Raw genomic sequence first — 24,915 nt, 5'->3', positions numbered from 1 at the left:
TCGGTTCCCTAGAGGCTGATGCGGGGCACGAAGTCCCCGAAATGATGGCCGGCGTCGAAGCTGATGCCGTCGCCGAAGGTGGCCCGCCGGCGGTGCGCAAAGGTCGCCGTGTATTGGGTGCCCGGAACCTTCGCGACGGTCGCCGCGATCTTGGCGCGGCGGATCGACTCGCGATCGACCGGCACGGCGGCGTGAATGCCTGCGGCACTCCGGCCAGCGACAACGCTGCGGATGTGACGCTTCAGCTTGACCTTGATCAGGTAGCGAGCGGTGAAAGGCGGAAACTGGAGCGGCTGAACGCCAACTGCCGACCGGCCGAGGACGAAACGGCGGGGATGGGCCACGGCCGAGATCAGTTCGGCGTCGACATAGGCGAGATAGCGGCGCAGACCGAGCCGGGTGCCGATCAGATCAGGCAGCTCCCAATCCGCGATCATCTGGCGCTTGCGCGCCTCGCTCCAGTCATCGAACCAGAGCTTGACGCCGTTATGCACGGCCAGAAAGGGGATGAAGGCAACGGGTGTTTGGGCAGGATCCACGATCTGCCGGATCGGGATTGGCACCGTGTCCTGGGCAGCGTCCATGACGGTGCGCTCGTAAAGATCAACCGTATCAGGCAGCAGCTCCGACCAGCGCAACGTCATGGCGCCACCTCAACAGCGATCGCGATGCCGGTCCTCACTGGGATCTGGTAGCGCGTCGCCACCACGTCGGCCGGCGGCGCCGTATGGGCGACACTGGCGATCGAGGGTCCATAGGCCGCGCCGGCGATCAAATCGCGCTGGATGGTGCCGCCGATCAGATGGCGCTCATCGGTGGCGGCTGAGACGCGGGCAACGGCCTCGAGGCGCACGAGTTCGGCATCCGGGCCGACCGGAACCCGGATGGCTTGAGCCACGGCGTAGTGAAGCGGCACGGCAGCCAGGACGAATATGCCGATGGCCTCGACCTTCGAACCTGGCGCGGTCACCGCGGCACTCACCGCCGTGAGTTTGTCTGTTGGCGTCACGCCTCCGGGCCCGGAGATGACCAGATCGGTTTCGCCCCGACGACCATGCACCGCCCAGCCGTTCACGCTGGCGTCCCACATCGCCGGCCAGGCGGTGTACGCATCGAACAGGATGCGGTCGATGCTACCGGCGGAGGAGCGCCCGAAGCTGAGGAGGTAGCGCTTAAGGAGCTGCTCGTCGGTCTCCATCACGCCCGGCGCCGTCTCGAGACGAACGACACCCTGGCGCGCAACAACGTTGTCGAGATCCGCGCGCTTCGCGAGTGGCGCCAGCACCGCGCGGACGGCGTCGTTGACCGCCGCGCGATCGAGCAAGCGCAGAAAGGAGTGGACACGGCCGAGGACGATCGCCGGGTCGGTCGCCAGCCGCTCGGCCGTAAAGGCCGGCAATTCGGGGCGGGTCAGGCGAAGCTCGTCCCAGAAGCGCAGGAAGGACTCGACGAAGCCGGCGAGCACGGTTGGGTGATCGAGCGGCGCGATCGCGTTCGGCGCCGGCAGCCGGGATAGATCGATGGCGACGGGAGAGGAGGCTTTCATGCCGCCACCGCCACGATGCCGTTGTCGTTGACCGCGAGCATCGCCTCCTTCGTCTCGGATACTGAATAATCGCCGACATGGCCGTTGGGGTAGAAGATCCCTTCGATCAGGAAGCCGAAGGCCCCATCCGGCCCGAAGCGGGTGAGCCGGATCTGACGCAGGCGAAAGCCCGGTTCCCAGGCCTTCAGCGCGGCGGCGATTGCGGCATAGACCTGCATGATCCGGCGCGGCGTAGCGTTCCGGTCCTGCAGCTCCGGCACGAGCGACCCGAACTCGCGCAGCATGATCAGGCTCGCCAGGCGCGTGCGGATGATGAAGGCCATAGACTGGACGCAATGGTCCCAACCCATCAGCACCTCGCCTGTGCGCCTGTTGAGCCCGACGCGCATCGATCAGGCCCGCCTGCGCTTGCCGCCGCCGGCCTCGTCGGCAACGTCAGCTGAAGGAGCCGGAGCGGTCGGCTCGACCGGAGCGGCTGGCGTGGGTTCAGCCGGCACAATCGAGCGATGAAGCTCCTCGTACTTCGCCTCGGCGTCGGTCAGGTAAAGCACATGCCCGACGAGCGGAACGAGGTTTCCGTCTTCGTCGCGGCGCGACGGGACTTTCCGGCCGGCGACATACCAGCCGGCATATTCGGTGATGGCATAGGGCTTCTTCTCGATGTCCATGGTCAGGCTCCTTGCAACGCGCCTTGAAGCACCGGCGCGGCGATCTTGGTTTGAGAGGTGATGTCGTGGGTGGTGTGCAGCTCGCCCTCGATGACGCCGGCGACGTCCGAGCCCTGTGCCGATCGGGCCGAGAAGCCCTTCGGCATCGAAACCGGGCCATCGAGCGTGATGTCCTTGCCCGAGACCGTGATCGAGCCCTTCGAGGTCAGCGACATGCTGCCGTCGTTCTTCAGCAGCACGCTCTGATCGCCCTTTTGGATCAGCGTCCCGTCCGTCCGGACCGAGATCCTGGCGTCGCCGAATTCCAGGACCTCGCCATCCTGCTCGGCGGTGCCGGGCGATGGGTGATCCTCGACCGGCCCGGCCGGCATGATGCGGGAGTGCTTTCCAAGCTCTCCCCCCGGCGAGATCACGAAGACTGGCTCGCCGTCGCCGATACGGGAGAAGCGCGAGACACCCGAGCCCTTCTTGCCCGAGCTTGCGACATGGGAGAGCAGCGGCGACTCGAAGGGTTGGCCGTCCGCCCCCTTCTCGTCGAACCGCACAACCGTCTTGCTGCCCTCGCTGCGCTGGGCGGTGCCCGGCAGGATGACGGTGGCGACGCGGCGCTCCAGGGCGGCCAAGCGTTTGGCGAGCTCGCGGAGGTTCATGGCTCGCCCGCCAGGCCCGGGATCGGCTGCGGCTGGCCGCCATTGACGGAGAAGCTCGTCGGCCCCCACGGCCGGCCGTCCGTCTCCAGAGTGCCCTGGACTGCGGGCCGTGCGGTCGCGACTTCGAGCAGTCGCCACTTCGCCTCGACCAGGGCGATCGCGACTTTCTTCTTGCTCGTCGCCTGCGAGACCGCGACCAGGCTCTGGCCGACACTGGCATCCGCGATCTTGCCAAGGCCGACCGACGGCCGCGCCTTCAGCACCTGGCTGACGCCGGTGATGAGATCGAGCGCCGCCATGTCGGCAGAGGCGAAGTCCGGGTTGGCGCGGCCTTCCGGACCGGCGATGACGACGATCGCGACCGAGACGTCCATGTCGTCGCCGCCATCGGCACGCGGCACCGGCTTGCCCGCGAGGAAGCAGACGCGGCAGCCGGGCGTCTGCGTGCTCTCGGCGAGCAGGTCGGCCAGGTCATAGCGGTCGAGTTCGACGCGGACATCGGCGAACATCTTGCGCGAGGGCGCGGTCTCGGCGGCGCGCATGACGCCGGCGACGGCCAAGAGCAGTTCGGCGAGCCGGTTCATGGGAACAGGCTCCGCAGATAGGCGGCCGCAGCCTGGACGAGCTCGGCGCGATCCTCACCCGAGAGCCCGATATAGGGCCGCGCCGGCATCGTGACCTTGCGCGCGAAGATCTGGCGGTTCCCGATCCGGAAGGAGAGACGGTCGCCCTTCTTCGGCAGGATGGTGCCGCCGAACTGGTGGATCGCTGCGTAGATCAGGCCGGATCCGATCACGGCCTGCATGCCGGAGACGGCATAGTCGATCGAACGGGCCAGCGCTCCGGAGCGGTGCAGAACCGGGCGACGGTTTTCGAGGTTCGGAGCCCAGGCCGAACCGTCCGGCGCCGGACCGCCGGCGATCAGGCGTTCGCGGACCGACTGCTGGATAAGCCGGGCGAGCGCCTCGAGGAGCTGCTCGCCCTGAAAGGGATTGAGGCGCGCAAGAACGGCTTCGATCGTCTCGAAGCCCGCGAGCTGGACGCGAACGGCGAGAATGCTCATTCGAGCTCTCCCGACCAGCGCCGCGGCTCGGCCGAGAACGAAGCGCCGCCGCCCGAGGTGGCGTTGCCGCCTTCAGCGGAGCCGGCGACCGGCGTCAGCTCGACGATCTCGGCATTGCCCTGGGCGACGTCCTTCAGGAAGGCCAGGCGAAGCTTGGCACGCTTCTCGATCTCCTCCGACATACGGTCGGCCGCCGGCGCGAGCTGCCAGCAGGCGATATCGATCGCGGACTGTTTCAGGATCGATGGCGTCGGCACGGTGATCGGCAGGACGTAGCGCTTGCGCAGATAGGGATCGATCATCGCCTGGGCGGCCTCGATCGCGTTGGCGACCGCGACGTCCATGTCGACATCGGTCGGCACCAGCGTCTCGAGATGACGCGCGCCGTAGATCGCCTCGATGTCTGTGCGGGTAGCGTAGGCCATGGGAACCCTGTGAAAGCTGCGGCCACCGTGGCGACGGTGGCCGCGTTCTGGCGGGCGGCGGAGTTTCGTCCCTGCACCGGGGGCGGATCGCCATCCGCTAAAACCGGGCTCCCATCGGGTGCTGGGGGCCTTGCGAGCCGTACCAGACCGCCCTCTCGGGGAATTCGTCAGGCGTTGCCGGACTGGGCCTTGGCGTAGGCCTCGCCGGCAGCCCGGATCTCGTCATCGGTCGGCTCGAAACCGAGCGCAGCGGCGATGCGGCGGCGGGTCTCGGCTCGAAGCTGACCAGCCTGGGTGAAGTCGCCGATCGAGAGGTCCGGAACGAGCTTGAGAACCGCAGTGTGCCGCTCGTCGTCGGATAGCGCCGGTGCATCGCCAATCGGCTCGGCCTCGACTGCGCCCTGGGCGACGAGCGCCAAGGCGGTCTCGTGGTCCAGCTTGGCCTCCCCGCCCGGCGGCACGAATTTGCCGGTCGAATCCTGCACGTTCCAGAGCGCGCGATAGAGTTTCATGGAAATCTCCTGTCCTCACCGCTGCCCCGGTCGAGCCGGGGCAGGACGTCAAGACAGCCGGCCAAATCGGGCCGATCAGGCCAGACTGATCAGGAAGCCGGCGCGGCGGGCGACGATGAGCTCCCGGAGGCTTTCGCCGGAGCGGACGAGTTGGCCGCCGTGCAGGCCCATGTCGACCGTCTTCGTGCCGGCGACGCGTGAGCCGTGGACGGCCGTCATGCCGAAGGTGATGCCGCCGGTCTCCGGCGTCGCGGTGCGGTCGATGAACTGCCCGGAGATCGTCTGTCCCCAGGTCCGCGCCATGGTCGGCGCAAACCCTGGACGGGCGACATTGACGCGACCGGAGCCGACTAGGATGCGGTTGACCTCGAAGGCATCAGCAACTTCCTGCCGGGTCAGTCGGCCGGCGGCCGTCGTCGTTCCCTTTACCGCCTGCACCGCCTTCGGGTGCTTGCGGAAGGCGCGCCAGGAGGCGTGGCCGAAGGTCAGCTGGTTCGGCCGCATCCAGCAGGCATCGAGCATCTGATCGATCGACTCGAAGGGATCGGCAGCGTCGTCGAAGAAGGCCGAGACCGTCGCGCCAAGCTTCTGGTCGGCGTGGTAGGCGCTGGCGTCCGTGATCGTGGAGGCCACGCGGATCTCGCGATCGAGCAGCACGATGTTGGTCGCGAGCTCGGTGGCGCGGTTGCGAGGATTGTAGCCGGCGCGCTCGGCCTCGCCGATCGTCGGGTTGTCGAGCGGCACATCGATACCGAAATCGACGACGCCCGAATCCTTCTGCTCGCCCTGCAGCTCGACCTGGTTGGGCGCCGAGCGCAGGCCGACCTTCGTATTCGGGACCGAGAACATCTCGGCCTCGGGATACTCGGTCCACTTGAAGCTGCGTCCGCCCACCTGGACGCGGGGCAGTACGTCGTCGGCGATCATGACGACGTCGGGATTGCGATAGGCGATCGCGATCGCGGTCAGCGAGGCATCGGCCTGGAACTGTTGGTTGTCGGGTCTTGCCATGGGAGCCTCTGTTCAGCGGGCCGCGGTGTGCGGATCAGGTGTTGGCGGCGTTGGACAGCGCACCTGGCCGGATGTGGACGGGCACGATCTCGCCCAGCGCAGTCGCAGGGCCGAGCGAACCACCGATGATGCGCTGGGTGACTGTCGCGGCCGGGTTCGCGGCAATGACGCGGCCTTCGGCATCGACAGTGAGGTCGACGCCCTGGCCGAAGGCGGCACCCGCCTCGACCAGCTGGACGTCAGCCAGGCAAACGTCGATGCGCTCGCCGGCGGCGACAGTGCCGATGACGCCGGTCACGCCGATGAGCGGCTTCGCCGTGGGCGAAACGGCGGTCTCGACCTGGCCTTCGGCGGCGGCGAAGGCGACGACGCGGCGGGGCTTGATGGCCGCGGCCGAGACGAAATTCTTGATCAGCCCGAATTCGTTCCGGTTCATGCGGAGGCTCCCTGGAGATGAGCAACCGCATCGGCGGCGCTGATGGTGATCCCCTTCGCGGCCTGCTCGTCCATGTAGGCGCGAGCCCGGGCGCCGAGCTTGACGGGATCGGTGGCGTCTTCGGGCGGATCGCCCTGCTGATGCTGCTTCTCACCCGGCTTGATCAGCACCGGCATGGCGTCGATCGTCGCCTTGGTGGCATCGAAGGACGCCTTCGCGAGCGTCAGGAAATGATCCTTCGCGGCAGGAGTGACCTTGCCGGCCTTGACCGCGTCATCGACGAGGGACTGGCACTTGGCGAGCTGGGCGGCATCCTTGCCGGCCTGGATCTCGCCCTGTGCAGCAGAAAGCGCGGCAACGGTTGCGTCGTGCTGTTCTTTCAGAACGAACTTCTCCGGATCCGGCGTCTTCAGCGCCGCGATGGCCGTAGCGGCCTCGGCCGCCGAAGCGGTCTCCACCAGGCCGAGCGCGACGAGCAGCTCCTTCAGCGTCATGGTTTGATCCTCGTTTGAAGCGGATGCGATGGCCGGCATCGACAGGGCCGGCGAGGTGACCAGGGCCGCGCCCTTCATGAGACGCGCGGTAACGCCGTCTTCCTCGCGCCAGAACGTCGGCGAGATGTAGCGATAGGAGCGTGCCGCCAGCGCCTGAACCGCGTCGGGCAGCCAGTCGACCCGGCCGAAGAGCCCCTCAGGCCGAGCCTGCAGCTCAACGACCCAGCCGCGGGCGGGCTTCGTGCCGTTGAACATCGCCATCTCGGTCTCGTGATCGAAATCGAGAGGCAGATCGATGCCGCCGGCCTGGTGGGCCGCGACGAGTCTTTCCGGATCGAAGCGGAAGAAACGCCCGTCTCGCGCCGTGACCTGGCCGCGGGGCGTCAACTGGATCCACTCGGGCGGGCGGCGGGTGCCGTCCTGCGCCGTGGCCATCTCGACAGCAAACACGACGCCGCCGGCGGTGAGGCCAGCAGGGAGCGGGTTGCAGAGGGTGAGGCGCGTGTCCATGACCGCACCATGGCGGCGGCCCGGAACGCAAAGGCCCCGGACGTGCGTCCGGGGCCGGTATTTGGCTTCAGCGGCAAGATGACCTATATTGACCTCGCGGTCGAGACAGTACCTCCGTCCCTGTGACGCGCGGGAGTTATGCCCCGCCGGCCGCGTCTTTCCCCTTCAGCCGATCCGCCTGCCACTCCTCGACGCGATGCGCGCTGTTGAGAAGGATTTCATCGGCGCCCGTCCGCTTCAAGACTGCGACGTAGGGCCTGCCATGCACGCGCATCAGCAGCTGCAGCTTGCCGTCACTCGCAATCGCCTCCGGCCGGTCAAGGCCGTCCTGCAGAGCAGCCCAGAATTCCGGCCCAATCTCGGGGTGCTTGATCCTGATCTTCGCAGCATCGGCAACCGAGAGCGCGACCGTTCGGCTGGTCGCCCCCATGCTGGCGGCAAGAGTGTCGGGAAGAACGGCGACCGGCCAGCGGAGCCGACCGGCACCAGCCTGTGCGGGATCGAGCCGCCGCTGATGATCGAAGCCGGCGCCATTGTCGGTGACATAGGTGAAGACAGGATCCTGGCGCATGCGGCGCACCGCCTCTCGCCGCGCCTCGCTGCCCATTCGATCGATCCGCTCGACCAGGCGCCGACCCACCATCTGCTCGCGGGTGCGGCCGGGATTGTGATCCCAACCCGGATCGATACCAGCCGGAACGAGCCGGCTCTCACCGGTGGTGCCGTTCGCCCATGGACGAAGGTTGAGCGGCGGGCGGGTCAGCTGAGCGCCGTCGCGCGGCATCGCTCGGGAGCGCACCCGGCATTTGCAGCGCCAACCGTTCGGCGGATAGTGCGTCGCCCACCAGCCGTCATCGACCGGCAACGTCGTGCCGACCCAGGAGAGATGCAGCGGGCGCTTCCGCTCCGACGTCGATGTCAGATATTCGAGATAGGGCAGCACATCTTTGACGCGCTGGATTCGGGCCCAGTCGCCGGCGGCCTCGGCCGAGCGGATGTTGGCATCGTAGATGAGGTTTAGCCGACGGAGCGATCCGAGTTGAACCTTGGCGATCTCGCCGGTGCGCGGATCCGTGACACTCTTCTCGCCCCACCAGCCCTTGGCCTTCAGCAGCGGCACGAGCTCGTCGCGGAACTGGCTGAAGGGAATGCGGTCGACTACGCCCTTGCGGACCGCGGTCCGGATGTCGTCGAGAATGTCAAAGCCGGCCGTCCGTGCCACGGTGAAGCCAAGGGCGTGTTCGCGTGGCGCGACCTCGTCCCAGCGGAAGGAGGGCCGCGACGGGCGCCGGTCGAAATACTCGACAACCGGCTTCGGCGCCGTGGCGAAGAGGTCTTCAATCGCCATTAAAGGCCGAGCCCCACAAATGGCTCAGGACGGCCAAGGACCGCATGGAGGCTCCATCCCCCCGGCCGAGGCGGCGACGGCCGCCCAGCCGTTTGAATACCGTTTCAATTTTCGTCCTGGCTTCGTCACTCAAGGCCAGCATCGCCACGGCCCCGCCCGATCAAGTTCAATGCGCCGATCCTCTCGGCCAAAGCCCCCACCGCAAGCTCGGGCGCCAGGCGCTCCAATGCGGCCTGGAACTCCTCATAGGAGGAAGCGTCGGCTGCGGCGGCTTCGATCATCGCGACGATCGGCGCCATGTCTGGCTCCCAGCCTTCGAGCGCGTCCGTCACGAGGCGATCGACTTCATCCAGCTGTTCGGGATTGTCGGCGGCCAGGCGTGCCGGGCCGCAGCTCGGACAGATGCGCGGATCAAGACGATAGGCTGAGGCCTTGTCGACTGGCACTTGCGGCGGGGCCTTGGCGCCGGCGCCGCCAGCCTTCAGAAGTTTGACGGGCTTCCCGCCTTCCTTGGTCGCCGGCTCCTTCAGGCCGATGACGTCGTAGACCTGGCTCTGCTCGACTTCGAGCCCACGATCGACGAGCTGGACGACAGCATTCGACCAGACCTGAAGATCCTTCCGCTCCGGGATCGGGAAATGGACCTTCGGATAGCGCTTCTGCGGGCCGAAATTCGCATCGACCACCGTCCGGATCATCTGCAGCATCAGCGTGAGCGAGAGATCGCGCGCGTCGGACTTCTTGATGTCGATCCGGACCTTGTCCAGCACTTCCTCGCCGGCTTTCGACGAGCCGACTCCGTCGCCGGGCTTGCCGATGACGAGCTTCGAAACCTGCTCATCGAGGAAGCGGACGTTCGACTCGAACGGCTTGTCGCTGAAGCCCTTCGCCTCAATTAGATCGAGCGTCATTTCCTGCGGCACGATAGCGGCCGCGTCCCTGCCGAGGCTCCTCACGGCAGCCAGCAGCACCTTGCGATCGTCAAGTGACGATCCACGGCCATATTTCCCGAGCCGCATCGGCATGCCGTAAATTTCGAGGAATTGGGCCCAGTCGACCATGCTGAAGCTCTTCAGCATGAACGACCAGGCGCCGACCCGGGCCAGCCCGTTGCGCGCCGGCAGTCCCATTTTCAGCAGTGGAATGTGAACGAGGTATTTGAGCGGCTCCAGCGGTACGCCATCGGCCACGCCCTGAACGCGGAGGTGCAGTTTTTTACGGGTGCGCAGGTCCCACTGGAACAGGCGGCCGTCGCGCCAGACGAAGCGTTTCGGGATCCAAGCCGAGCCGACCTCCCAGACGACCTCGACGACGGAATAGCCCTTCGACAGTCCGTCGACGAGCATGTCCGGCAATGTCTGGAAGGCTGGCGTCTCCACGATCTCGTTGCGCAGGAAGTCGGCGATCTCGACATCGCGCTGCGCTTCCGAAGCCGGCGAGACCTGGACGTCGAGTGACGTTACCGCGTTGCGGCGGGTCTCGATCACATAGCGGTAGTGCGGCTCGCGCTCCTCGATCTCCTCAGCCAGGGTCAGGAAATCATGCATCTCTCCACGACCCGCGTCGCGCAGGGTGCGGGCGAGCCGGCCGGGAAGGAGACCAGGCGCGATTGCGTCGTCGAACGGGTGCTCGATGCCGGTGACGGTCGTCACGGCCCGTTCCTCGGTGAGGACGCTGCTGCTGATCGGGACGCCGTACTGATCGGTGAGCTGGAACTTCGCCATGGTCACCTCACCAGAGTCCGTCGCCGCGGTCGGGCATCATGTTGTCGAAGGCCTCGGTGGTCGGCAGGAGGCCGCTGCCGTAAATCTCAGCCTGGCGCGTGCGGGCGCTTTCGTAGCCGTAGGCTTCGACCGTCATCCGGGTCGCGGAATAGGCGAGTGCCAGGGCAACCGCATAGTCGCCGTGGCGCTTCTCGCCGGTCGAGGATGTGGTGCGGAGATTGGGGATTTGGGCGACGCCGCGGATGATCCTCACCAGGCGCAGATCCCCGACGTGATCGGCGTCGGCCGGCAAGCTGATATTGTCCTGCTCGAACGCATCCTTCAGAGGCGGCATCTCCGTCCGATACCATTCGGTCGATAGCTTCACCTCGACGAAGGACGGTCCAAATTTGAGCATGGCGCTTTCCGCCATCTGCGCGCCTAGGCCTGTCGCGTCCGTGCAGCCGCCGATCAGGCGCGGCAACTGTTCCAACATCGCGTTGCGAATCTGCTCCTGGTGTACGAAGGGCACGCGGTGCAGCTCGACGACGAAAGGGACGATGCGCCGCAACGTGCGCCCGATCTGGATCGGCAACATGACCGAGGCGTCACGATGACGGGCGACGTCATGGCCGAAAGCACTCATCAATGCCGGGTCGACCGTCTCCGCCATGACTGGCATCAACATGTCTTCGATCCAAGCCTGGATCTCAGCGTTGCGGAACGGTTCGGGTCGGAACACGAAGTCGGCCGGCAGTGACAGACGCAACACGCGCGCCTGGCCGGGAGGCGGCTTCACCATGCGCGCCTCGATCAACGCGCTGGTCAACCAAGCGCCGGAGCCCTGGGCCGGGATGCAATAGAGCTCCTCGTCGGCGCCATCTCCGTATTTGTTGATCAGTTCTTCGCGCCAGACCGCTTCCTTGTCCGCCGTCCATTCGCCGTGCTTGTGAGCGTTCATCAGGCAGATGCGCTCGAACAATCCGTCCTTCAGCGCATCGTCCAGGTCAAAGCGGATAAGGCCGTACCGCAGACGGCCGGCGCGGATATCGGTGATCAGCTGGTTGAACGGATTATCGACGCCGTTATGCGTCGAGATGATCAGCACCTTGCCGCCCCAGATCAGGAAGGCCATGGCCGCCTTGATCAGCTCACCGAGATTGTCGACGAAGGCGGCCTCATCGAGGATGGCGAAGCCCTGGCGGCCGCGCAGCGAGCGCGGTTTCGATGACAGCGCGACGATCGAGTAGCCCGAGGCGAAGTCGATCTTCAGCGCCTTGATGCCGTTTTCGGATCCGTCATCAAAGATGATTTCACCGGTACCGGTTATCGCCTTGTCGTAGAGCTTGGCCCACATGCCGGCGGCGTCGATGAACTCCTTCGCCATGTCATGGGACGTGCCCATGTAGAGCGTGTCCATGCCGCCATTCGACCGCGGCGAGGCAGAGCGCAGCACGGCATCGGCCGCCGCCCCCCAAGTGGCGCCGGTGCGGCGAGACTTCTCCACCACGACGACGTCGTGGACTTCGCACTGGCGCGCGATCTCGCTCTGGTAGGCGAGCAGGATCGACGTGCTGTTCCAATGCACGTCAGTCGCGCGGCCTTGCTCGGTCCGAATCCGGACCCAATCGTCGCGGCTCGGCCTGGCCTCGACGTCCGCGACAGCGGCCGTGATTGCCATGGTGGCCGCGACCGCGGCAGTCGCTCCCTTCCGGAGCGCTCGCCCGGCAGCCTTCAGAATGTCGACGTCAGCCATTGCGAACCCCGAACAGCTCGCGTCTGAAGGCCTCCTTCGCCTCGGGCGACAGGCCCTTGAACGCGCCGACCTTCTCGATCGCCGCATCCGCCTTCTTCGTAAAATCGCGCTCAATCATCTTGCGGGTATCGGCGCTGATCTTCTTCGCGCGCTCGGCTCCGGACAGGGCGGCCGCGAGGTTCGCCATCATCTCGGCTGTCAGTGGATTGGCCTTCAGATTGCCGGCGTTCTCCAGCATCTCGAAGATCATCGCCTTGATGGTCTCGGAGACCATCAGCGTCAGATCCTCGTCACCGCCGTCCTCAAACTTGGTCGCCAGCGCCGAGGCCATCTCGCGGACTTCGCCGAGGCGGTGCGCCATGCGGGCGGTTCTCACCGCGGCCCGGTTGAAGGCCGAGGGCGAGATCGGCGCGATGCCCTTCAACTTCAGGCGCAGGTTCAGCGCTTCGCGAATATCGTCCTGCGTCTGCTTGCGGCCGCGCAGTTCGGCAAAGGCCCAGGCGATATCCTCCTCGGCCTCGATCGGCAGCAGGTCGAGAGAGGACAGCCGCCCGCGCTTCACCGTCGCCATGTCAGGCCTCCGGACGCGACGGGCGCTTCACGCCCTCGATCACGAGGCGGCGCGCGACATGATCGGCCCCCTTCGTGGTGAGCTGTGCCACGCGGACGGTACCGGCCTCGACCAGCGCGACCGCGCTCATGTCGCGCAGCCAGTTGAGCTCGTCATGGACCCAGTCCCGGCTCTTGCTGATGCCGAAGGTCTCCAGCGCCAGGCGAAGCAACTCGGAGTTCAGCCGACCGTCAGGCTGCTCCTCGAGCGTGCGCAAGATGATGAGGCGCGCTTCCTCGCGCATGAGACGATCGAAGCTCATGCTGCTCGCGCTCCCTGATCCATCATGAAGTCCTGCATGCGGGTTGCCATGGACGCGACAGGCTTCAGCCGCTCGTCCATCGTCTCTAGGCGACCTTCGAGACGGCTGATCGCCATCTCCATGCGATGCGCGGTGTCCTTGTCAGGAAGGTGCTTGATCTCGGATTCGATCCGAAACACCCGATCCTCTAGCGCCTCGATCTTCTCGCCCTGCGTTTTCAGGCGGCCGTCGCGCTCGCCGAGCGCTGAGGCATGGGCCTCGCGCGTCACGAACTTCGTCGAGAGCAACATCGTCGCCAGCGAGCCGACGAGCGCGAGCCCCCCGCCATAGGTCTGCACGAAGGTGAGCAGGCTGAATTCGTTCAAAGCGCAGCTCCATCGACGGCGGCGACAGCCGCAGCGCGGCGGGGTTCACAGGCGACCAGGTTGGAACGGTCGCGGTTCCAGAGCGGCACCAGCTCGGCCTGGGTGATGTCGCGATCGGGGATCGCAACCGGATCCGCGCAACGCTGACGCGCGGAAGCCGGCAAGACGGGACGGGCGAACTCGACCTTCACGGTCGGATCAGCGGGCGCCGTTGAGCAGCCGGACGCGATCGCGCCCAAGCCCACAACGATCGCCATTAGGAAGGGCGGCATTCCGGAGCTCCAGATCCTTCAACGCGGTTTCAAGGCGGGTTTCGGTGGCGCGGATCTCGACCTCGGAGCGGGCGGCGGCAAACGCCTGTTCGGCTCGCGCCCGTTCGATGGCGACGTTCGCGGTCGCGATCTCCGCCCGCCAATGGGCATCGCGCTCAGTACGGGCGGACGCCGCGGCCTGGTCGACGATGCGCTCAAGGGCTGCAGCTGCGCGCCAAGCGCCGAGGCCAGCGAGCGCGGCAAGCCCGACCACCAGCAAAACAGTGGCGGCGGCGCGGCTAAGACCCGTCTTGGCGAGCAGGGCAGCGAACATCAGCCGGCCTCGCTGCGCGGCGCGCGCGGGGCCGGGGATGGCCTGGCGCCGGCACTGAGTTGCGAGCGCAGATCGAAATGGCCGACGCCCTGATAGACGCCGATGACCGAGGCGATCAGGATCACCATGGTCGGCGCGATCGCGCGGGCCATGTCGACGCCGTCCCAAATCGACCAGAACACCGCGAGCCATGCCGGCAACACCGTGCCAATGACCGTCAGGCGGCTGAAGCTGCGCTTTGGCTTGGTGAGTTCGAGCGGCTCGGACATGGCTCAGAACCCGAGAGAGCGGGCAGGAGACAAGAGGGCAGCCGCCAACACGATGCCGAAGAACAAGGCTGCCCAGAGCCATAGTGGCAGCGTGCCAGGCCGACGCCGCGCAGCCCTGCGCGCCTCCAGCTCCAACCTGATGTCGTGCGCGTTCTGCTGGTACTGGTTCAGAAAGCGGCGTCGTTTCATCTCGCCCACCGCTCAGCTCTCCCGCACGGGCGCGGGCTTGGCGCCTATCGGCGGCAGCCGATAGGGCTTGTCCCACGGCGCTGCAGGTTTGGGGCGGTCCTTCGGCCAGAAATAGCCCACGAACTCGGCCCTGCGAAAAGCCGAGAAGTTGACGCTGTCGTTCTGGTTGCCCCCGAGCAGGTAGATAAAAGAAGTGTCCTCGCCGACATAGAAGCCGACATGGCCGGAGGCCCGGCCGCGGTTCGAGGATTTGACGGCGATGCAGCCGAGCATCGGTGCCACCAGCTTCTCAAAACCGGCATGCTTCACATAGGAGCGCGCCATGGCGCTGCCCGAGCCGGGCGTTCCTGACTTCTCCAGCATCGCGTTGACGAAGATGGCGCACCACGGCACTGCGCCGTCATCACCGCCGAACGGCGTCTTGCCGACGTTGCGATAATCGAGAATGCGGGGATTGGATCGCGCGCCGGCAACCTCGGACACGCCCAGCTCGGCGAGCGCGGAATTCAGCCACCGGGGCTTTTCCGGGTCTGCGAGATAAGCGTAGCGGGCGGGGAGCATTTGTCGCCTCCAGGAAGGCGACCGGCTTGACGAAACGGGCCGGGCGCGGGAATGATTGAACGTTCCCCGACAATCCCGATATTCGGCCGCCCAGCGGCCCCGGACGCGTGTCCGGACTAGCCGGAGGCGCCATGTCCACCTGGGAAGAACTTATCCAGAATGATCCCTATCTAAAGCGCATGGTCGGCATCATCTCGAAAGTGGGAGCCGAGAGCGAACGCGGAATGACTATTCTCGTAGCTGCCGAACTGGACCGCGCACTCGAATTGGTTCTCAAGGCATATCTCGTACCTGGCAAAGCGCGTGACGAGCTCTTCTTGGGTGTGTCGCCACCCCTCGGCACATTTTCCACTAAGATCAATGTAGCCCGAGCACTCGATCTTATCGGCGCCGACAATTACGAAGCGCTGCACCTTATCCGAAAGATCAGAAACGAGTTTGCGCACAATCCAGACGCAAGCTTCGGCGACGCGCGCGTCAAAGCATGGACAGAGAAACTACCCGACCATGCCCCTATTAGCGCGCCGAAGGAACGCTTCGAACTCTGCGGTTCCCAGTTAATCACCGAGCTGGAGATCGAAACGGTCGATGCTGCAAATGGGCGCGTGTACGAAGAATCTTACAACACCTTCTACCGTCGCGGTGCAGGCCCCGACTTCGTTACCTTTGCTTCGAAGGAGGAGGCCGCCGAGGCCTACCGCGACAAGAAAGGGCGGCGTGGGCAGCCCGCTATCTAATCAGAATAAGTTGCCTTGTTCGCCATCGTCTCGCTGGCTGGCGCGAAAGCGCCTGACAGTACGGGTCGTGACGCCGGCGGCTGATGCAATCTCATTCGCGCTCGCCCCACGCGCGGCCGCTTCAGCCATCGAGCGGGCACGGCGCCGACGCTCGGCAAGATAGGAGCCGGCTGGGCCCAGGGGGATGACCAGCTTCTGGCGCGAACGTCCGGAGCAGAAATGATCGCTGAGGGCCTGCGCTTTCCCTATCCCAACTGCTTGCACAAGCCAGTTCTCCGGGCGCAAGCGGGCGACCACGAAGACCTCCTGGCCGCCCTTGGCCGATGCAATCGCCAATGCCGCCTCAATGCCGGCGACACCGGCGATCTCGGCCAGCAACGGCGGCAGGTCGGGCCAACCGGGACGGGTCACCTGCGCCCTCCCGGCCGGCGATGGCGCATCGGCATGTGCTCGTCGAGCACGGTGACGACGACATCACCCTGGATCACGAACTTCATCCCATCCGCCACGATGACATAGTCGCCGATGCCGATGCGCTCAGCCGAGCGCCGGCCGCGATCGAGCGCCGCCGCGAGAACAGTGCGGAGCTGCTCGATATCGAGCGCGCCGGAGCGCTCCAGGAATCGAACCAGGGCGTGATCGGAGATCCGGATCATGGCGCCTCGCTCGTGTTGTCTGGACGATCGATCCAGCGCTTTAACTGCTCAATGACGGAGCGTGCAGTCGCCGGCTTCAGGAACTCCGGCGCCGAGACCTTGAACTGGCGTTGAACCCAGGCGCGCAGGCTCTCGCTGCTCGGCGAGGCGATGCGGCCGGCGCCATGCAGAGCTTTCCAGAGCGCATAGATCTTGCGGACGTCGGCACGCTCGGCCGGCGGCCTGGTCGAGGCCTTCGGCTGCCAGCCCAGGCGCTTCATCTCGGCGATGACGGCGTCGGCCGCGTTGTCGGAGAGATCGCGGGCGCTGGTCACCTTGCCGACACGCTGCAGCAGCGCGCGGTATTCCGCCTCGGCCAGGCCGAGATCCTTCTTGGCGATGTGGATCTTCGCGAGCATGGCGGGGTGGCTCATCGTGTCCCTCTCGCGATGGCGACGCGGATTTCCAGCATCCGGCGCGTGAGCTGCTTCAAACGGGTTTCAATGATCGTGGAACGACGCGGCCTCAGACTCGCGATGACCTCGATCAAGCGCTTCCGCTCCGCCTCGAGCTCGGCCAACTCGCCGCGCGCCAGCAGCGCCATTAGCGGTGCGGCGTCGGACGGTGCGGGCCGGAGTGAGACGAAGCGAGGCATCAGACACGCCACCAGATCCAGGCGGCGGCTACCGTCAGCGCACCGGCGACGCCCGAGACGAAGTAGAGCACCGGCCGCAGCAACCTGCCGGCGCGCGCAATGGCTGGCTCGGTGCGGCGCGAGCTGTGCCCGCCGGCCACGATCGTCAGCCCGTCGCGCTCGCTGCCGACGAGGCGAAAGCCGAGGATGGAGAGGGCCAGCGCCGCCTCGAATTCGGCCATGCGGACGGCGGCGCCGGACAGGCCGTGCGGCCATGCGCCTTTCGAGATCTCGGCGAAACCAACAGGGCGCGGATGCTGATCAAACAGCACCTCAAGCAAGTCGACCGTGCACCAGAGCAGCGGTGTGCTTTGCCACTCCCCGCCAGCATGCTTGCGCTCGAGACACCCGCGCCCCTTGTCGAGGCGCAAGCTGTCGCCACCGATCGAGAGCGAGAGAACCGGCGCCGGAGACCGTCTGGATTGCGCCATCGCCGTCTCGGTCATGCCTGCACCTGTCGATCGAGAAATTCCGTCACGGCCTGCGCCACGAGCTGCTCGCGGCTTCGCCCCGTGCGATGCGCGAGGAACGACAGGCCAGCCTCGATGGGCCTGGGGAGCCCCTCCGCCAAGGCGAGGGAGCGGGAGCGACCGGGAAGCTGGCGCAAATGCCCGCGCTCGATCAGCGCATGGACGACGCGGTGAGCCCCGCTGCGGGACCGCATGTCCAGCTCCTCAGCGATCTCGGCAAAGCTGGGCGAAACGCCGCGATCGCGGATCCGCGCGGTGATGAAGGCAAGCACGTCGACCTGGATCCTGGTGAGGCCCATCATCGCGCCGGCTCCCAGCATTTCATGACCGCGTAGCTGCTGCTCGCTTCCGCGATCAGCCCGCACTTCTGCAGGCGGCGACAGGAGCGGAGCACCGCCGATGTTTCGAGGCCGGGCCAGAAGCCGCAGTCCCAGTGGTCATCCTTCCATGACAGCATGTTGCGGATCACGTAGGTCGCCTGACCGGGGCTCCGGGTGATGGCCTTGAGCACACTGTGGTCGAGCTGGGTGAGCTGGTTCACGGCGCCGACTCCCAGCGGATCAGCACGCCCTGGAAGGCCAGGTCGTGGCCGGCAGCCTCGGGGTGAGCGGCCTGCCAGAACGCCTGCAGGTCGGCCCAGTGGAGGAAGCCGTCCTGGCGCGCGAAATCATCGAGCATCGTCGTGATGCCGAAGGCCTCGCCGGTGTCGGTGAAGCGGACGTAGCCGAGAGCAGCAACAAAGAGCTCGATTGGCCGCACCTCGGTGCAGACCTGGTCTGCGATGATCTTCCGGCAGCTCTTGGTCCGCATGCCCTGATAGAGCTGCAGCAGCTCGCCTGGGCGGGCATGGCGCTTGCGCGGTGCGCGAATCGTCTGGCGTTTGACGATGCCAGTGGCCGGATGGCCCGTGGCGATCGGCTCAGCAAAGCGACGGTTGAAGGAGTAGGCAACCATCAGGACTGCCCTTCCTCGATTAGGTCGCAGTCGCCGGCCGGCACCAGGAAGACCAGGCCGTCATCGGTGCGGATACGCAGATGCGAGGCCGAGGAAGGGCCGACAACGCGAGCTAAGAAGCGCAGCTCGCCCTGCTGCCAGTCGAAGGTGCGAACCTCGACCAGCGCCTCCTTCGGAAAATCCTCGGGCGCCTTTGCCAAGCGGTCGAAGGCGTCCATGCCGGGCGCGGCGTAAGGGTCGCTCTGATCAATCGGCTTCAGCTTGCTGAGGGCCATGTCAGTGGCCCTCCATGCCGCCGTCCTTCTCGAGCTGCTGGCGCTCGAGATAGTCGGTGACTTCCAGGTCAGTCATCAGCCGCCAGACGGCCGCGGGATCGCCCGCCGTCAGAGTGCGCCGGGTGGCCTCGACGAAGTAGGCGAAGTCGGTCAGCGGCGCGCGGCAGTGCCTGGCGTTGACCTCGGCCTCAATGCCGGTGCTCTCTTCGACGAAGAACAGCGTGAACGTAGCCCGGATGCCGTCCTCATAGGTGTCAGTCGTAGCCATCGTCGCCTCACGCGGCCGCAAGGTCGATGGGGACGGCCACGAACTTTCCTTGCGGGTTCGATCGGCGATAGAAGCGGACGTATTCCTTCGTGCCGGTCACGCGGATGGCGTCCCGGATCGCGTCCATGCCGCGCTTCCAGCGCTCGTCGGCGATGTCCATGCGCAGCAGGGAAAATAGCTCGGCCTTGTTGATCTGGCCGGCCTTCTCGACATTGAAGGCCTGGGTGACGATGGCGCGGATCTCGGGCCGGCTCTCCGCGCCCCATTCGACCAGGCATTCGTCGATCAGCTTCTTGGCCTCCTGCAGCTGCGGACCGAACTCGATCAGGTCTGCGATCTGCACCTGGACCTTCATCAGACCGTCGTAGCTCTGGAAGGTCACGTTGCCCTTCTCGCCACCGGCGCGGGCGCCATACTCCTGCTCCAGAAGCGACTGGAAGGCGTTGAGGTCGGCGAAGGTATGCGCTTTGAAACGGGCGATCTGCGCCGAAAGGTCGAGCGCGAAAGCGAGCACCTTGCGCACCGTCTCGTCCTCCAGCTTGTCGGCCGCCTTCACCAACTCGGCGGGCATCAGCGCTCCCTTGGCGTTGCGCATATAGGGCTTGCCGTCGATCTCGATTGCACCGGACGGAATGGTGGTGGCGGCAGTCTCAACCGACATGTTCAAGCTCCTTTGAAAGTGGGGATGGCGTGAGGTGATCGTCGTCGCCATGCAGCGCCACGAGAGCCTGCGACATGGCGATGATCTCGTAGGTGCTGACGCGGACGGCCTCGCGCTCGGGCGCAGCCAGAACGCGGCGGGCAACGGCGACCGGATCGAGCATGGCGGCGAAGCGCAGCAGATCGGCCCTCTGCAAAGTGCGCAGCGTCCCCAGCATCGTGTCGAGCGCCAGACGGAATTCGGGAACCTGGGAACGCAACTCCTCGGCGCGCTGCATGCCGCTCGCGACCGTGCCGGGATCGCGGCCACCGGTCAGCCTCCCGATGATCGGCAGGCTCAGCGCGGTCAGCTTGGAGGCCAGCCACCAGGCAGCGAAGCGCGCCTGGGTGAGGTCGGAACCGCGGCGATCCGAGCGCAGCTCCAGCAGCGAGTATCCGGTGGTGGCGGAGACGGCCCCCAGGATCATATCGAAGGTGACGTGGCGGTCGCTCATGCCGCGCTCCCACCATCGCCCTGGCAATCAACCAGGGGCTGCCGGGGGGCCGGAGCCTTCGGGAAGGTCACCACATTGCTGTCGCCAATCTGCACCGCCAGCTCGACAAGGCGAGTCTGGCGCGGAACCGTGGCCGGCTCGACTTCGTCGATCGGCGCCAGGACGAAGGGGCCGAGATCGAGCGCCACGGCTTCCAGCTGCTCGGCGTCACGGGCGCGGGCTTCGAGAGCGTCAGCCTTCTCCGCCATCAAGGTGAAGGCGGTGATCATGTTGCGGACGGCATCAATCGTCGGCCGCTGATGTGCGTTCTGGTAAGTGCGGAAGAGGTCGCGGAACTCGCGCAGTTCGGCCGAGAGAGGCTTGGTCTTCGGCATAATTCAGCGTCCTCCAGGAACCTTCAGGCCGGGGTTCAACCGGCGCAGATGGGCGATGACTTCGGCGCTATCGAGCGAGCAAAAGATGGCCAGGCTGATGAGGCCGAGACCGGCACCGACAACCGCGAGGATGGTGGCGGCCGGCGCTTCAGCCACGTTCGAGACGAGGCAGCCAGCGACGAATGGCGCCGCGACGCTGAAACCCGCCGCGATGATCTTGGCGAAAGACGAAAACATCAGACGGCATCCTTCTGCTGGCGGTTGGGGCACACCCGACAAGCGTGAAAGAGCCGGGCGCTGGTCGAATTCGTGGGGTTGAAGGGTCGTGCCTGGTTGCGCAGGCACTGATCCCGGCGCAGCTCGCCAAGTTCGGGGCAGTCGACGGTCTCGCCCATCAGCAGGCCGCGGATCGTGGCGAAAACCTTGTCGACATCGCCCGGGTACTTCTTCGCCAGCACATGGCTGATGACGGCGTCGGAGTAGCCAAGGCGGCGCGCGACGGCGCGGGAGGTGTGTGCCTTGCAGGCCTGGGCGAGCGCCAGCACCTCGCCGGGCATCTTGTCGCCCCAAGCCTCGCGAGCGCGCGCGATCTGATCGGGTTTGCCGGCGTTCATGCCGCCCTCCCGAGCGTCAGACGGGTGTTAAGGTTAACTACCCGCATCACGTTGAGATCGAAGCAGGCTTGCTCGGGCCGCATCACGATCGGCGCGCGCGGGCCGGTGTTGCGGACCAGGCGGTAGATCAGCGTCTGCTTGCGTTCCGGAGCGCTGCCAGCAATCGCGAGGTAGCCGGCACGCAGCAGGTCGGCGATGTAGCCGGAGGCCGTCTCGCGGGCGATGACGAGCGTATCGGTGGACGCCGCCTCGGCGAGCTCGGACGCCCGGAACTGGCCGAGCGAACGCATGGCCATCCAGAGCACCTGCTGACGCTGGCCGAGGCTGCTGTCTCCGCGACGCAGCGGCGGCGCCTCGCCATCATTGATGATGCGGTAGCGATGCGTCGTGGTCGCGCCGCGTTGGTCGCTACCGCTGACGCGAACCACCTTCTCCGCGATCAGGAAGGCGAGGTAGTTCTCAATCGTCTTGCGGTGACCGACGCCGGCGATATCGACGACAGCACGCGACGTGAAGTCGCCATAATGGGCCTGCAGCCCGGTCATGATCCGCCAATAGGAGAGCCGGCCGGCCTCGGGGTTAGGCAACGTCGAGGCCATCAGCCGAACCTCCGGACCCGTGGCGGGTGCTTGCCGTTGATGAAGTCAGGCAAATCCCCGCCGGACTTCAGCTCAGACAGGCCGCGGGCCGCCATGAAGGGCTTGCAGACATTGTTGAGGTTCGAGACGACGAGGCGAGCACGCCCCTCCGAGGCACGGCGGATGACCTCCAGCACCTGATCGTCGATGACGATGCCAGAGCGCTCCGCCAGCTTGCGGCAGTCTTCGATATCGACCGGCTGGGCCGGCTCCCAGTGAATGACGCGGCCGTAGACGTTCTCGAAGCGCTCCAGCTTGCCCGGCAAGGCCTCTTCGCCGATCAAGATGAAGGCGGCACGCGATTTGTCGGCGATCTCCCGCAGGTTCCTGATCAGGTTGCGCTCGACGAGCTTGTCGGCCTCGTCGATGAAGACCGGGGGCTGATCCGGCATCGAGAGCAGCTCGATCGCCTGGCGCGTCATCTCCGAGAGCGTGCCTTTCGGCTTCAGCACGCCGAGCTCGAAGAGCAGGTTCGCGACCAGGTCCTTCTTGGTCCAGCTCTCGCCGATTTCGAGGTGGGGACCGCCCGTCTTGATATGTGCGAAGCGGGTTGCCTCGGTCTTGCCGTACCCGGAATAGCCGTAGAAGCAGCCGAGATTGTCATCGTCGGGGCTGCGATCGCGCATGAGCTGGACGAGCCCCATCATCGCGACGACGTTCTTCAACAGTGCCGGCGGGCGGCGACCTATTGGAACGTCCTGTTTGATATCCGTGTGTGCGTTCATGATTCCATCCTGACGATTTGGGCGCCCCTGCTTTGCGGGGCCATTTTTGGCTCGGCTCACCGCAACGCCGCTTCGCCGAATTCCTGGAAGAGAGGGTCGAGAGACTTCTTGGCCGGGTGGTTTGCGAAGCTGCCGTAGAAGGCCGCTTCGTCCGGCGTGATCGGCTGGCCCGCCTCGAGGCGGCCATGCAGATCGAGCCATTTCCGGTAGAGCTGCTGCGGCGTCTCCTGCTGGCGCAGACGACGAACGTTCGAGGGTGGTGCCGAGGGGGCGGCCCGCTCGGCTTCCAGCTCCGCCATGATCCGGTTTTCCGCCTCGGAGAGCGGGCGGGCCTTCGGCGCGTCGCCTCGGCGCATGGCGGCGATCTCGGCACCCGTTTCGAGAGCCGGCGTGGAATGGGCTTCGGAGCGCGGCGGGAAGGCGACGAGGTTGCCGGCGCGCTTGTCGGCCAGCGTGAAGCGGGCATCCATCACGGTGCGGGAGGTGATCTTGCGGCGCTCGGCCTTGATCTCGGCTGTCCGCTCCGTGATGAGGCGCTTCTGCGCGGCCTTGACCTCGTGCAGCAGCTCGACCGGATCGACGCCCGCCAGTTCCGGGCATGTCGCCTTGGCGCGGACCGTCACTTGGTCTTCGCCCAGGCACCAGATGACGCCCTTGTCGGTGGGGTCTAGGCGGACGAACACGCGCTCCCCGACGATCAGGCCTGGTGCGAGATAGTGGTAACCGTCGACGCGGACGCCCTTCTTGCCGACGATGCGATAGCCGTCGCTATCGGGAGCCTGCATCAGAAGCGATGCGAGCGCCTGCTCGTCGACGCGGCGCACCGTGCCCGTCCACGATGCCGCCCGTGCGAAGGGCGACATTTCGATCGTTCCGTGATGCCGCTGGCCGTAAAGCTCGGTCGCCCAGCGATCGGAAAAGGCTTGCAGCTCGCCGCCAGTCAGTTCGACGGCGAAGGCCTTGTCATCATCGGTGCCAAGGCGGGCGGCGAAGGCCTTACGGGCTTCAATCACCTTTCTATCGGCGACGCTGTGGCCGATGAAGCCCGGCAGGGTACGCACGAAATCGGTCTGGAAGGTGCGAACCGATCGCTCGATGATGCCCTTCTGCCAGGGGGAAAAAGCCTGCGAGGTAATCGCCTCGATGCCGAGATGGCTCAGCAGACGCTTTGTCGCCTTCGCCACGAAATCACTGCCGTTGTCGGTCTTCACCGCCTCGGGTACGCCCCAAGCGACAATGGCCTTGCGCATGAGCAGCTGGACGGCCTCGGAGCGTGGCGTCTTCGAGACGTAGAGGACGAGCCGGCGCGACCACACGTCGATGCAAAGATAGATGGCGTGCCGGCCATCGACGCAGAGGGCATCAACAGGCGATGCGTCGATCTGCCAGAGCTCATTCAGGCGGGTCGCGTGATCGTGCGACCCGGCAATCCGAGTGCGGGACACGAAGGCGTCGGGGTTCGTCAGCGCCAGAAGTTCGGTCTGGTGCGCCGATTTCCAGCGCTTCAAGGTGATTTCAAGCGCGCGCTGGCCCGGCAGCGGGATTGGCTCGCCGTCGACATCGACATGGGAGCCGAACTCGGCCTGCAACGCCTCATGGATCTGGCGGGCGGTGTAGAGCGGGTTATGCGCCACCAGGGCGAGCGTGTAGGCTTTCACCCTGCCATCGGCGCCGGCCTCCAAGGCTCCCCGACCGCGCCGCGCCGCGCCCCGATCGACCGCCAAGCGGCCGGTTTCGCCGTTGTCGCTGGCCGAGAGCCAGCGCAGCACTGAGCGTGTCGAAAGCCGCTGGATGACCTCACGCACCCACTCGGGCACGTCGGCACGCCCGGTGTTGTAGAGATCGACGAAATAGCTGACGGCCAGCGTCTGCTTCAGCTCGGCAGCGCGCTGGAACTCGCGCAGGGCACCGAGCACGGCGATGCGGGCATCAAGAGCGCGGCCGGCCTCATTCGTGGTGCCGGGCGCCGGATCTGGCGCCGCCTGGACTTCGCGAGCCACCGCCTCAGAGAGGGCGGCGCCGCCATTCGCCCGGTAATGGGCGACGCGGGCGCCAACCGGCAGCAAACGGACATGATACTCCACGCCTCCACCGCGACCTGCGCGCGGCCGGCAGAGCGCCGAGTAGCGCGCCCAGTCTTCTCGCTCAGCGAGCATCTGCACACCACGGGCCGTTGCCGGCATATCGGGTAGGCCTAGCTCAGCGATTTCGGAGGAGGTCAGCCAGTGCTTCACGCGGCAGCTCCAGCATCGGCTGCCATCAACCTGCGCCCGGCGTCAGTCCAACTGAGGTGGCTGTCTTTGAAGGGCTCAACCCCGCCTGCCCCGTCGCACCGGCGGAGATACCCAGCCGCGATCATTCGCTTGAAGAATGGGTGCTTGGGGGCGATGGGCTGCCAGGCGCCCCCGGCGGAA

At 66.2% G+C, this 24,915-nt stretch carries 42 protein-coding genes; 1 reads left to right on the top strand and 41 read right to left on the bottom strand.

What is annotated here, in order from left to right:
* Window positions 1-8: 8 nt before the first annotated feature.
* From AB4099_RS05530 to AB4099_RS05420, 23 genes are all read right to left on the bottom strand, one after another.
* A complete protein-coding gene (locus AB4099_RS05530; RefSeq protein WP_441477315.1) occupies window positions 9-644 on the bottom strand; it encodes a phage tail protein I in 636 nt (211 codons plus the stop codon).
* The gene (locus tag AB4099_RS05525) at window positions 641-1,546 is read right to left on the bottom strand and encodes a baseplate J/gp47 family protein (protein ID WP_441477314.1); all 906 of its coding nucleotides are present in this window, start codon (window positions 1,544-1,546) and stop codon (window positions 641-643) included. Before AB4099_RS05525 ends, AB4099_RS05530 begins: the two co-directional genes overlap by 4 nt.
* The gene (locus AB4099_RS05520) at window positions 1,543-1,935 is read right to left on the bottom strand and encodes a GPW/gp25 family protein (protein WP_441477313.1); all 393 of its coding nucleotides are present in this window, start codon (window positions 1,933-1,935) and stop codon (window positions 1,543-1,545) included. The genes AB4099_RS05525 and AB4099_RS05520 overlap by 4 nt, the downstream gene beginning before the upstream one ends.
* A 3-nt stretch (window positions 1,936-1,938) precedes the next feature.
* On the bottom strand, window positions 1,939-2,214 hold the full coding sequence (locus tag AB4099_RS05515; protein WP_441477312.1) for a hypothetical protein: 276 nt from the start codon (window positions 2,212-2,214) through the stop codon (window positions 1,939-1,941).
* 2 nt (window positions 2,215-2,216) lie between these two features.
* A complete protein-coding gene (locus tag AB4099_RS05510) occupies window positions 2,217-2,864 on the bottom strand; it encodes a hypothetical protein (RefSeq protein WP_441477311.1) in 648 nt (215 codons plus the stop codon).
* The gene (locus AB4099_RS05505) at window positions 2,861-3,448 is read right to left on the bottom strand and encodes a hypothetical protein (RefSeq protein WP_441477310.1); all 588 of its coding nucleotides are present in this window, start codon (window positions 3,446-3,448) and stop codon (window positions 2,861-2,863) included. Before AB4099_RS05505 ends, AB4099_RS05510 begins: the two co-directional genes overlap by 4 nt.
* Window positions 3,445-3,927, bottom strand: a complete 483-nt coding sequence (locus AB4099_RS05500) for a phage virion morphogenesis protein (protein WP_441477309.1) — start codon at window positions 3,925-3,927, stop codon at window positions 3,445-3,447. Before AB4099_RS05500 ends, AB4099_RS05505 begins: the two co-directional genes overlap by 4 nt.
* Window positions 3,924-4,352 carry a phage protein Gp36 family protein gene (locus tag AB4099_RS05495; RefSeq protein WP_441477308.1) on the bottom strand — a complete coding sequence of 143 codons (429 nt, stop codon included), beginning with the start codon at window positions 4,350-4,352 and terminating at the stop codon, window positions 3,924-3,926. The genes AB4099_RS05500 and AB4099_RS05495 overlap by 4 nt, the downstream gene beginning before the upstream one ends.
* 167 nt (window positions 4,353-4,519) lie before the next feature.
* Entirely contained in the window at window positions 4,520-4,864 is a 345-nt protein-coding gene (locus AB4099_RS05490; protein ID WP_441477307.1) for a hypothetical protein, read from the bottom strand.
* A 75-nt stretch (window positions 4,865-4,939) separates the two neighbouring features.
* On the bottom strand, window positions 4,940-5,875 hold the full coding sequence (locus tag AB4099_RS05485) for a capsid protein (protein WP_441477306.1): 936 nt from the start codon (window positions 5,873-5,875) through the stop codon (window positions 4,940-4,942).
* A gap of 34 nt (window positions 5,876-5,909) precedes the next feature.
* A complete protein-coding gene (locus tag AB4099_RS05480) occupies window positions 5,910-6,311 on the bottom strand; it encodes a hypothetical protein (RefSeq protein ID WP_441477305.1) in 402 nt (133 codons plus the stop codon).
* A complete protein-coding gene (locus AB4099_RS05475) occupies window positions 6,308-7,315 on the bottom strand; it encodes a phage protease (RefSeq protein ID WP_441477304.1) in 1,008 nt (335 codons plus the stop codon). Before AB4099_RS05475 ends, AB4099_RS05480 begins: the two co-directional genes overlap by 4 nt.
* Before the next feature lie 136 nt (window positions 7,316-7,451).
* Window positions 7,452-8,663, bottom strand: coding sequence for a phage head morphogenesis protein (locus tag AB4099_RS05470; RefSeq protein WP_441477303.1), 1,212 nt, complete (start codon window positions 8,661-8,663; stop codon window positions 7,452-7,454).
* 125 nt (window positions 8,664-8,788) lie between these two features.
* Complete coding sequence (locus tag AB4099_RS05465) at window positions 8,789-10,387, bottom strand: phage portal protein family protein (protein WP_441477302.1); 1,599 nt, start codon at window positions 10,385-10,387, stop codon at window positions 8,789-8,791.
* 7 nt (window positions 10,388-10,394) lie between these two features.
* On the bottom strand, window positions 10,395-12,122 hold the full coding sequence (locus AB4099_RS05460; RefSeq protein WP_441477301.1) for a terminase large subunit domain-containing protein: 1,728 nt from the start codon (window positions 12,120-12,122) through the stop codon (window positions 10,395-10,397).
* The gene (locus AB4099_RS05455) at window positions 12,115-12,693 is read right to left on the bottom strand and encodes a phage protein Gp27 family protein (protein ID WP_441477300.1); all 579 of its coding nucleotides are present in this window, start codon (window positions 12,691-12,693) and stop codon (window positions 12,115-12,117) included. Before AB4099_RS05455 ends, AB4099_RS05460 begins: the two co-directional genes overlap by 8 nt.
* Before the next feature lies 1 nt (window position 12,694).
* The gene (locus AB4099_RS05450) at window positions 12,695-12,994 is read right to left on the bottom strand and encodes a VpaChn25_0724 family phage protein (RefSeq protein WP_441477299.1); all 300 of its coding nucleotides are present in this window, start codon (window positions 12,992-12,994) and stop codon (window positions 12,695-12,697) included.
* Complete coding sequence (locus AB4099_RS05445; RefSeq protein WP_441477298.1) at window positions 12,991-13,359, bottom strand: DUF2730 family protein; 369 nt, start codon at window positions 13,357-13,359, stop codon at window positions 12,991-12,993. The genes AB4099_RS05450 and AB4099_RS05445 overlap by 4 nt, the downstream gene beginning before the upstream one ends.
* On the bottom strand, window positions 13,356-13,550 hold the full coding sequence (locus AB4099_RS05440) for a hypothetical protein (RefSeq protein ID WP_441477297.1): 195 nt from the start codon (window positions 13,548-13,550) through the stop codon (window positions 13,356-13,358). The genes AB4099_RS05445 and AB4099_RS05440 overlap by 4 nt, the downstream gene beginning before the upstream one ends.
* Before the next feature lie 7 nt (window positions 13,551-13,557).
* Window positions 13,558-13,944, bottom strand: coding sequence for a hypothetical protein (locus AB4099_RS05435; RefSeq protein WP_441477296.1), 387 nt, complete (start codon window positions 13,942-13,944; stop codon window positions 13,558-13,560).
* Window positions 13,944-14,213 carry a hypothetical protein gene (locus AB4099_RS05430; RefSeq protein WP_441477295.1) on the bottom strand — a complete coding sequence of 90 codons (270 nt, stop codon included), beginning with the start codon at window positions 14,211-14,213 and terminating at the stop codon, window positions 13,944-13,946. Before AB4099_RS05430 ends, AB4099_RS05435 begins: the two co-directional genes overlap by 1 nt.
* Window positions 14,214-14,216: 3 nt before the next feature.
* Window positions 14,217-14,402, bottom strand: coding sequence for a hypothetical protein (locus tag AB4099_RS05425; RefSeq protein WP_441477294.1), 186 nt, complete (start codon window positions 14,400-14,402; stop codon window positions 14,217-14,219).
* A gap of 12 nt (window positions 14,403-14,414) precedes the next feature.
* Window positions 14,415-14,963: a TIGR02594 family protein gene (locus tag AB4099_RS05420; protein WP_441477293.1), complete on the bottom strand. Its 549-nt coding sequence runs from the start codon at window positions 14,961-14,963 to the stop codon at window positions 14,415-14,417.
* Between the two features lie 131 nt (window positions 14,964-15,094).
* Between AB4099_RS05420 and AB4099_RS05415 the strand changes: the two genes are divergently transcribed.
* Window positions 15,095-15,700, top strand: coding sequence for a DUF4145 domain-containing protein (locus AB4099_RS05415; RefSeq protein WP_441477292.1), 606 nt, complete (start codon window positions 15,095-15,097; stop codon window positions 15,698-15,700).
* On the opposite strand, the gene AB4099_RS05410 is transcribed toward AB4099_RS05415, so the two are convergent.
* Genes AB4099_RS05410 through AB4099_RS05325 form a run of 18 tightly spaced genes read right to left on the bottom strand, consistent with a single transcriptional unit; the run spans window position 15,701 to window position 24,735 of the window.
* Window positions 15,701-16,111 carry a hypothetical protein gene (locus AB4099_RS05410; protein WP_441477291.1) on the bottom strand — a complete coding sequence of 137 codons (411 nt, stop codon included), beginning with the start codon at window positions 16,109-16,111 and terminating at the stop codon, window positions 15,701-15,703.
* Entirely contained in the window at window positions 16,108-16,356 is a 249-nt protein-coding gene (locus tag AB4099_RS05405; RefSeq protein WP_441477290.1) for a hypothetical protein, read from the bottom strand. The genes AB4099_RS05410 and AB4099_RS05405 overlap by 4 nt, the downstream gene beginning before the upstream one ends.
* Window positions 16,353-16,769 (bottom strand): gp16 family protein, encoded by a 417-nt coding sequence (locus AB4099_RS05400; protein WP_441477289.1) that lies wholly within the window; start codon window positions 16,767-16,769, stop codon window positions 16,353-16,355. Before AB4099_RS05400 ends, AB4099_RS05405 begins: the two co-directional genes overlap by 4 nt.
* On the bottom strand, window positions 16,766-16,939 hold the full coding sequence (locus AB4099_RS05395) for a hypothetical protein (RefSeq protein WP_441477288.1): 174 nt from the start codon (window positions 16,937-16,939) through the stop codon (window positions 16,766-16,768). Before AB4099_RS05395 ends, AB4099_RS05400 begins: the two co-directional genes overlap by 4 nt.
* Before the next feature lie 50 nt (window positions 16,940-16,989).
* On the bottom strand, window positions 16,990-17,475 hold the full coding sequence (locus AB4099_RS05390; protein ID WP_441477287.1) for a hypothetical protein: 486 nt from the start codon (window positions 17,473-17,475) through the stop codon (window positions 16,990-16,992).
* Entirely contained in the window at window positions 17,472-17,801 is a 330-nt protein-coding gene (locus tag AB4099_RS05385) for a LexA family protein (RefSeq protein WP_441477286.1), read from the bottom strand. Before AB4099_RS05385 ends, AB4099_RS05390 begins: the two co-directional genes overlap by 4 nt.
* Window positions 17,798-18,040 (bottom strand): hypothetical protein, encoded by a 243-nt coding sequence (locus AB4099_RS05380; RefSeq protein ID WP_441477285.1) that lies wholly within the window; start codon window positions 18,038-18,040, stop codon window positions 17,798-17,800. Before AB4099_RS05380 ends, AB4099_RS05385 begins: the two co-directional genes overlap by 4 nt.
* Window positions 18,037-18,453 carry an ASCH domain-containing protein gene (locus tag AB4099_RS05375; RefSeq protein WP_441477284.1) on the bottom strand — a complete coding sequence of 139 codons (417 nt, stop codon included), beginning with the start codon at window positions 18,451-18,453 and terminating at the stop codon, window positions 18,037-18,039. The genes AB4099_RS05380 and AB4099_RS05375 overlap by 4 nt, the downstream gene beginning before the upstream one ends.
* Window positions 18,453-18,728, bottom strand: coding sequence for a hypothetical protein (locus tag AB4099_RS05370; protein ID WP_441477283.1), 276 nt, complete (start codon window positions 18,726-18,728; stop codon window positions 18,453-18,455). The genes AB4099_RS05375 and AB4099_RS05370 overlap by 1 nt, the downstream gene beginning before the upstream one ends.
* Before the next feature lies 1 nt (window position 18,729).
* Entirely contained in the window at window positions 18,730-18,996 is a 267-nt protein-coding gene (locus tag AB4099_RS05365; RefSeq protein WP_441477282.1) for an HMG-box domain-containing protein, read from the bottom strand.
* 7 nt (window positions 18,997-19,003) lie between these two features.
* Window positions 19,004-19,657, bottom strand: a complete 654-nt coding sequence (locus AB4099_RS05360) for a DUF3164 family protein (RefSeq protein ID WP_441477281.1) — start codon at window positions 19,655-19,657, stop codon at window positions 19,004-19,006.
* On the bottom strand, window positions 19,647-20,150 hold the full coding sequence (locus AB4099_RS05355; RefSeq protein WP_441477280.1) for a helix-turn-helix domain-containing protein: 504 nt from the start codon (window positions 20,148-20,150) through the stop codon (window positions 19,647-19,649). Before AB4099_RS05355 ends, AB4099_RS05360 begins: the two co-directional genes overlap by 11 nt.
* The gene (locus AB4099_RS05350) at window positions 20,147-20,524 is read right to left on the bottom strand and encodes a hypothetical protein (RefSeq protein ID WP_441477279.1); all 378 of its coding nucleotides are present in this window, start codon (window positions 20,522-20,524) and stop codon (window positions 20,147-20,149) included. The genes AB4099_RS05355 and AB4099_RS05350 overlap by 4 nt, the downstream gene beginning before the upstream one ends.
* A gap of 3 nt (window positions 20,525-20,527) precedes the next feature.
* The gene (locus tag AB4099_RS05345) at window positions 20,528-20,761 is read right to left on the bottom strand and encodes a hypothetical protein (RefSeq protein WP_441477278.1); all 234 of its coding nucleotides are present in this window, start codon (window positions 20,759-20,761) and stop codon (window positions 20,528-20,530) included.
* A complete protein-coding gene (locus AB4099_RS05340; RefSeq protein ID WP_441477277.1) occupies window positions 20,761-21,138 on the bottom strand; it encodes a transcriptional regulator in 378 nt (125 codons plus the stop codon). The genes AB4099_RS05345 and AB4099_RS05340 overlap by 1 nt, the downstream gene beginning before the upstream one ends.
* Entirely contained in the window at window positions 21,135-21,737 is a 603-nt protein-coding gene (locus tag AB4099_RS05335) for a hypothetical protein (RefSeq protein ID WP_441477276.1), read from the bottom strand. The genes AB4099_RS05340 and AB4099_RS05335 overlap by 4 nt, the downstream gene beginning before the upstream one ends.
* On the bottom strand, window positions 21,737-22,501 hold the full coding sequence (locus AB4099_RS05330) for an AAA family ATPase (protein ID WP_441477275.1): 765 nt from the start codon (window positions 22,499-22,501) through the stop codon (window positions 21,737-21,739). The genes AB4099_RS05335 and AB4099_RS05330 overlap by 1 nt, the downstream gene beginning before the upstream one ends.
* 56 nt (window positions 22,502-22,557) lie before the next feature.
* The gene (locus tag AB4099_RS05325) at window positions 22,558-24,735 is read right to left on the bottom strand and encodes a DDE-type integrase/transposase/recombinase (protein WP_441477274.1); all 2,178 of its coding nucleotides are present in this window, start codon (window positions 24,733-24,735) and stop codon (window positions 22,558-22,560) included.
* Window positions 24,736-24,915 lie beyond the last annotated feature (180 nt).

Source organism: Allobosea sp. 2KB_26 (assembly GCF_052115715.1).
Taxonomy (GTDB): Bacteria; Pseudomonadota; Alphaproteobacteria; order Rhizobiales; family Beijerinckiaceae; genus Allobosea.
Note: the sequence above shows the minus strand (reverse complement) of the source record. Positions and strands in the feature narration are given on the sequence as shown.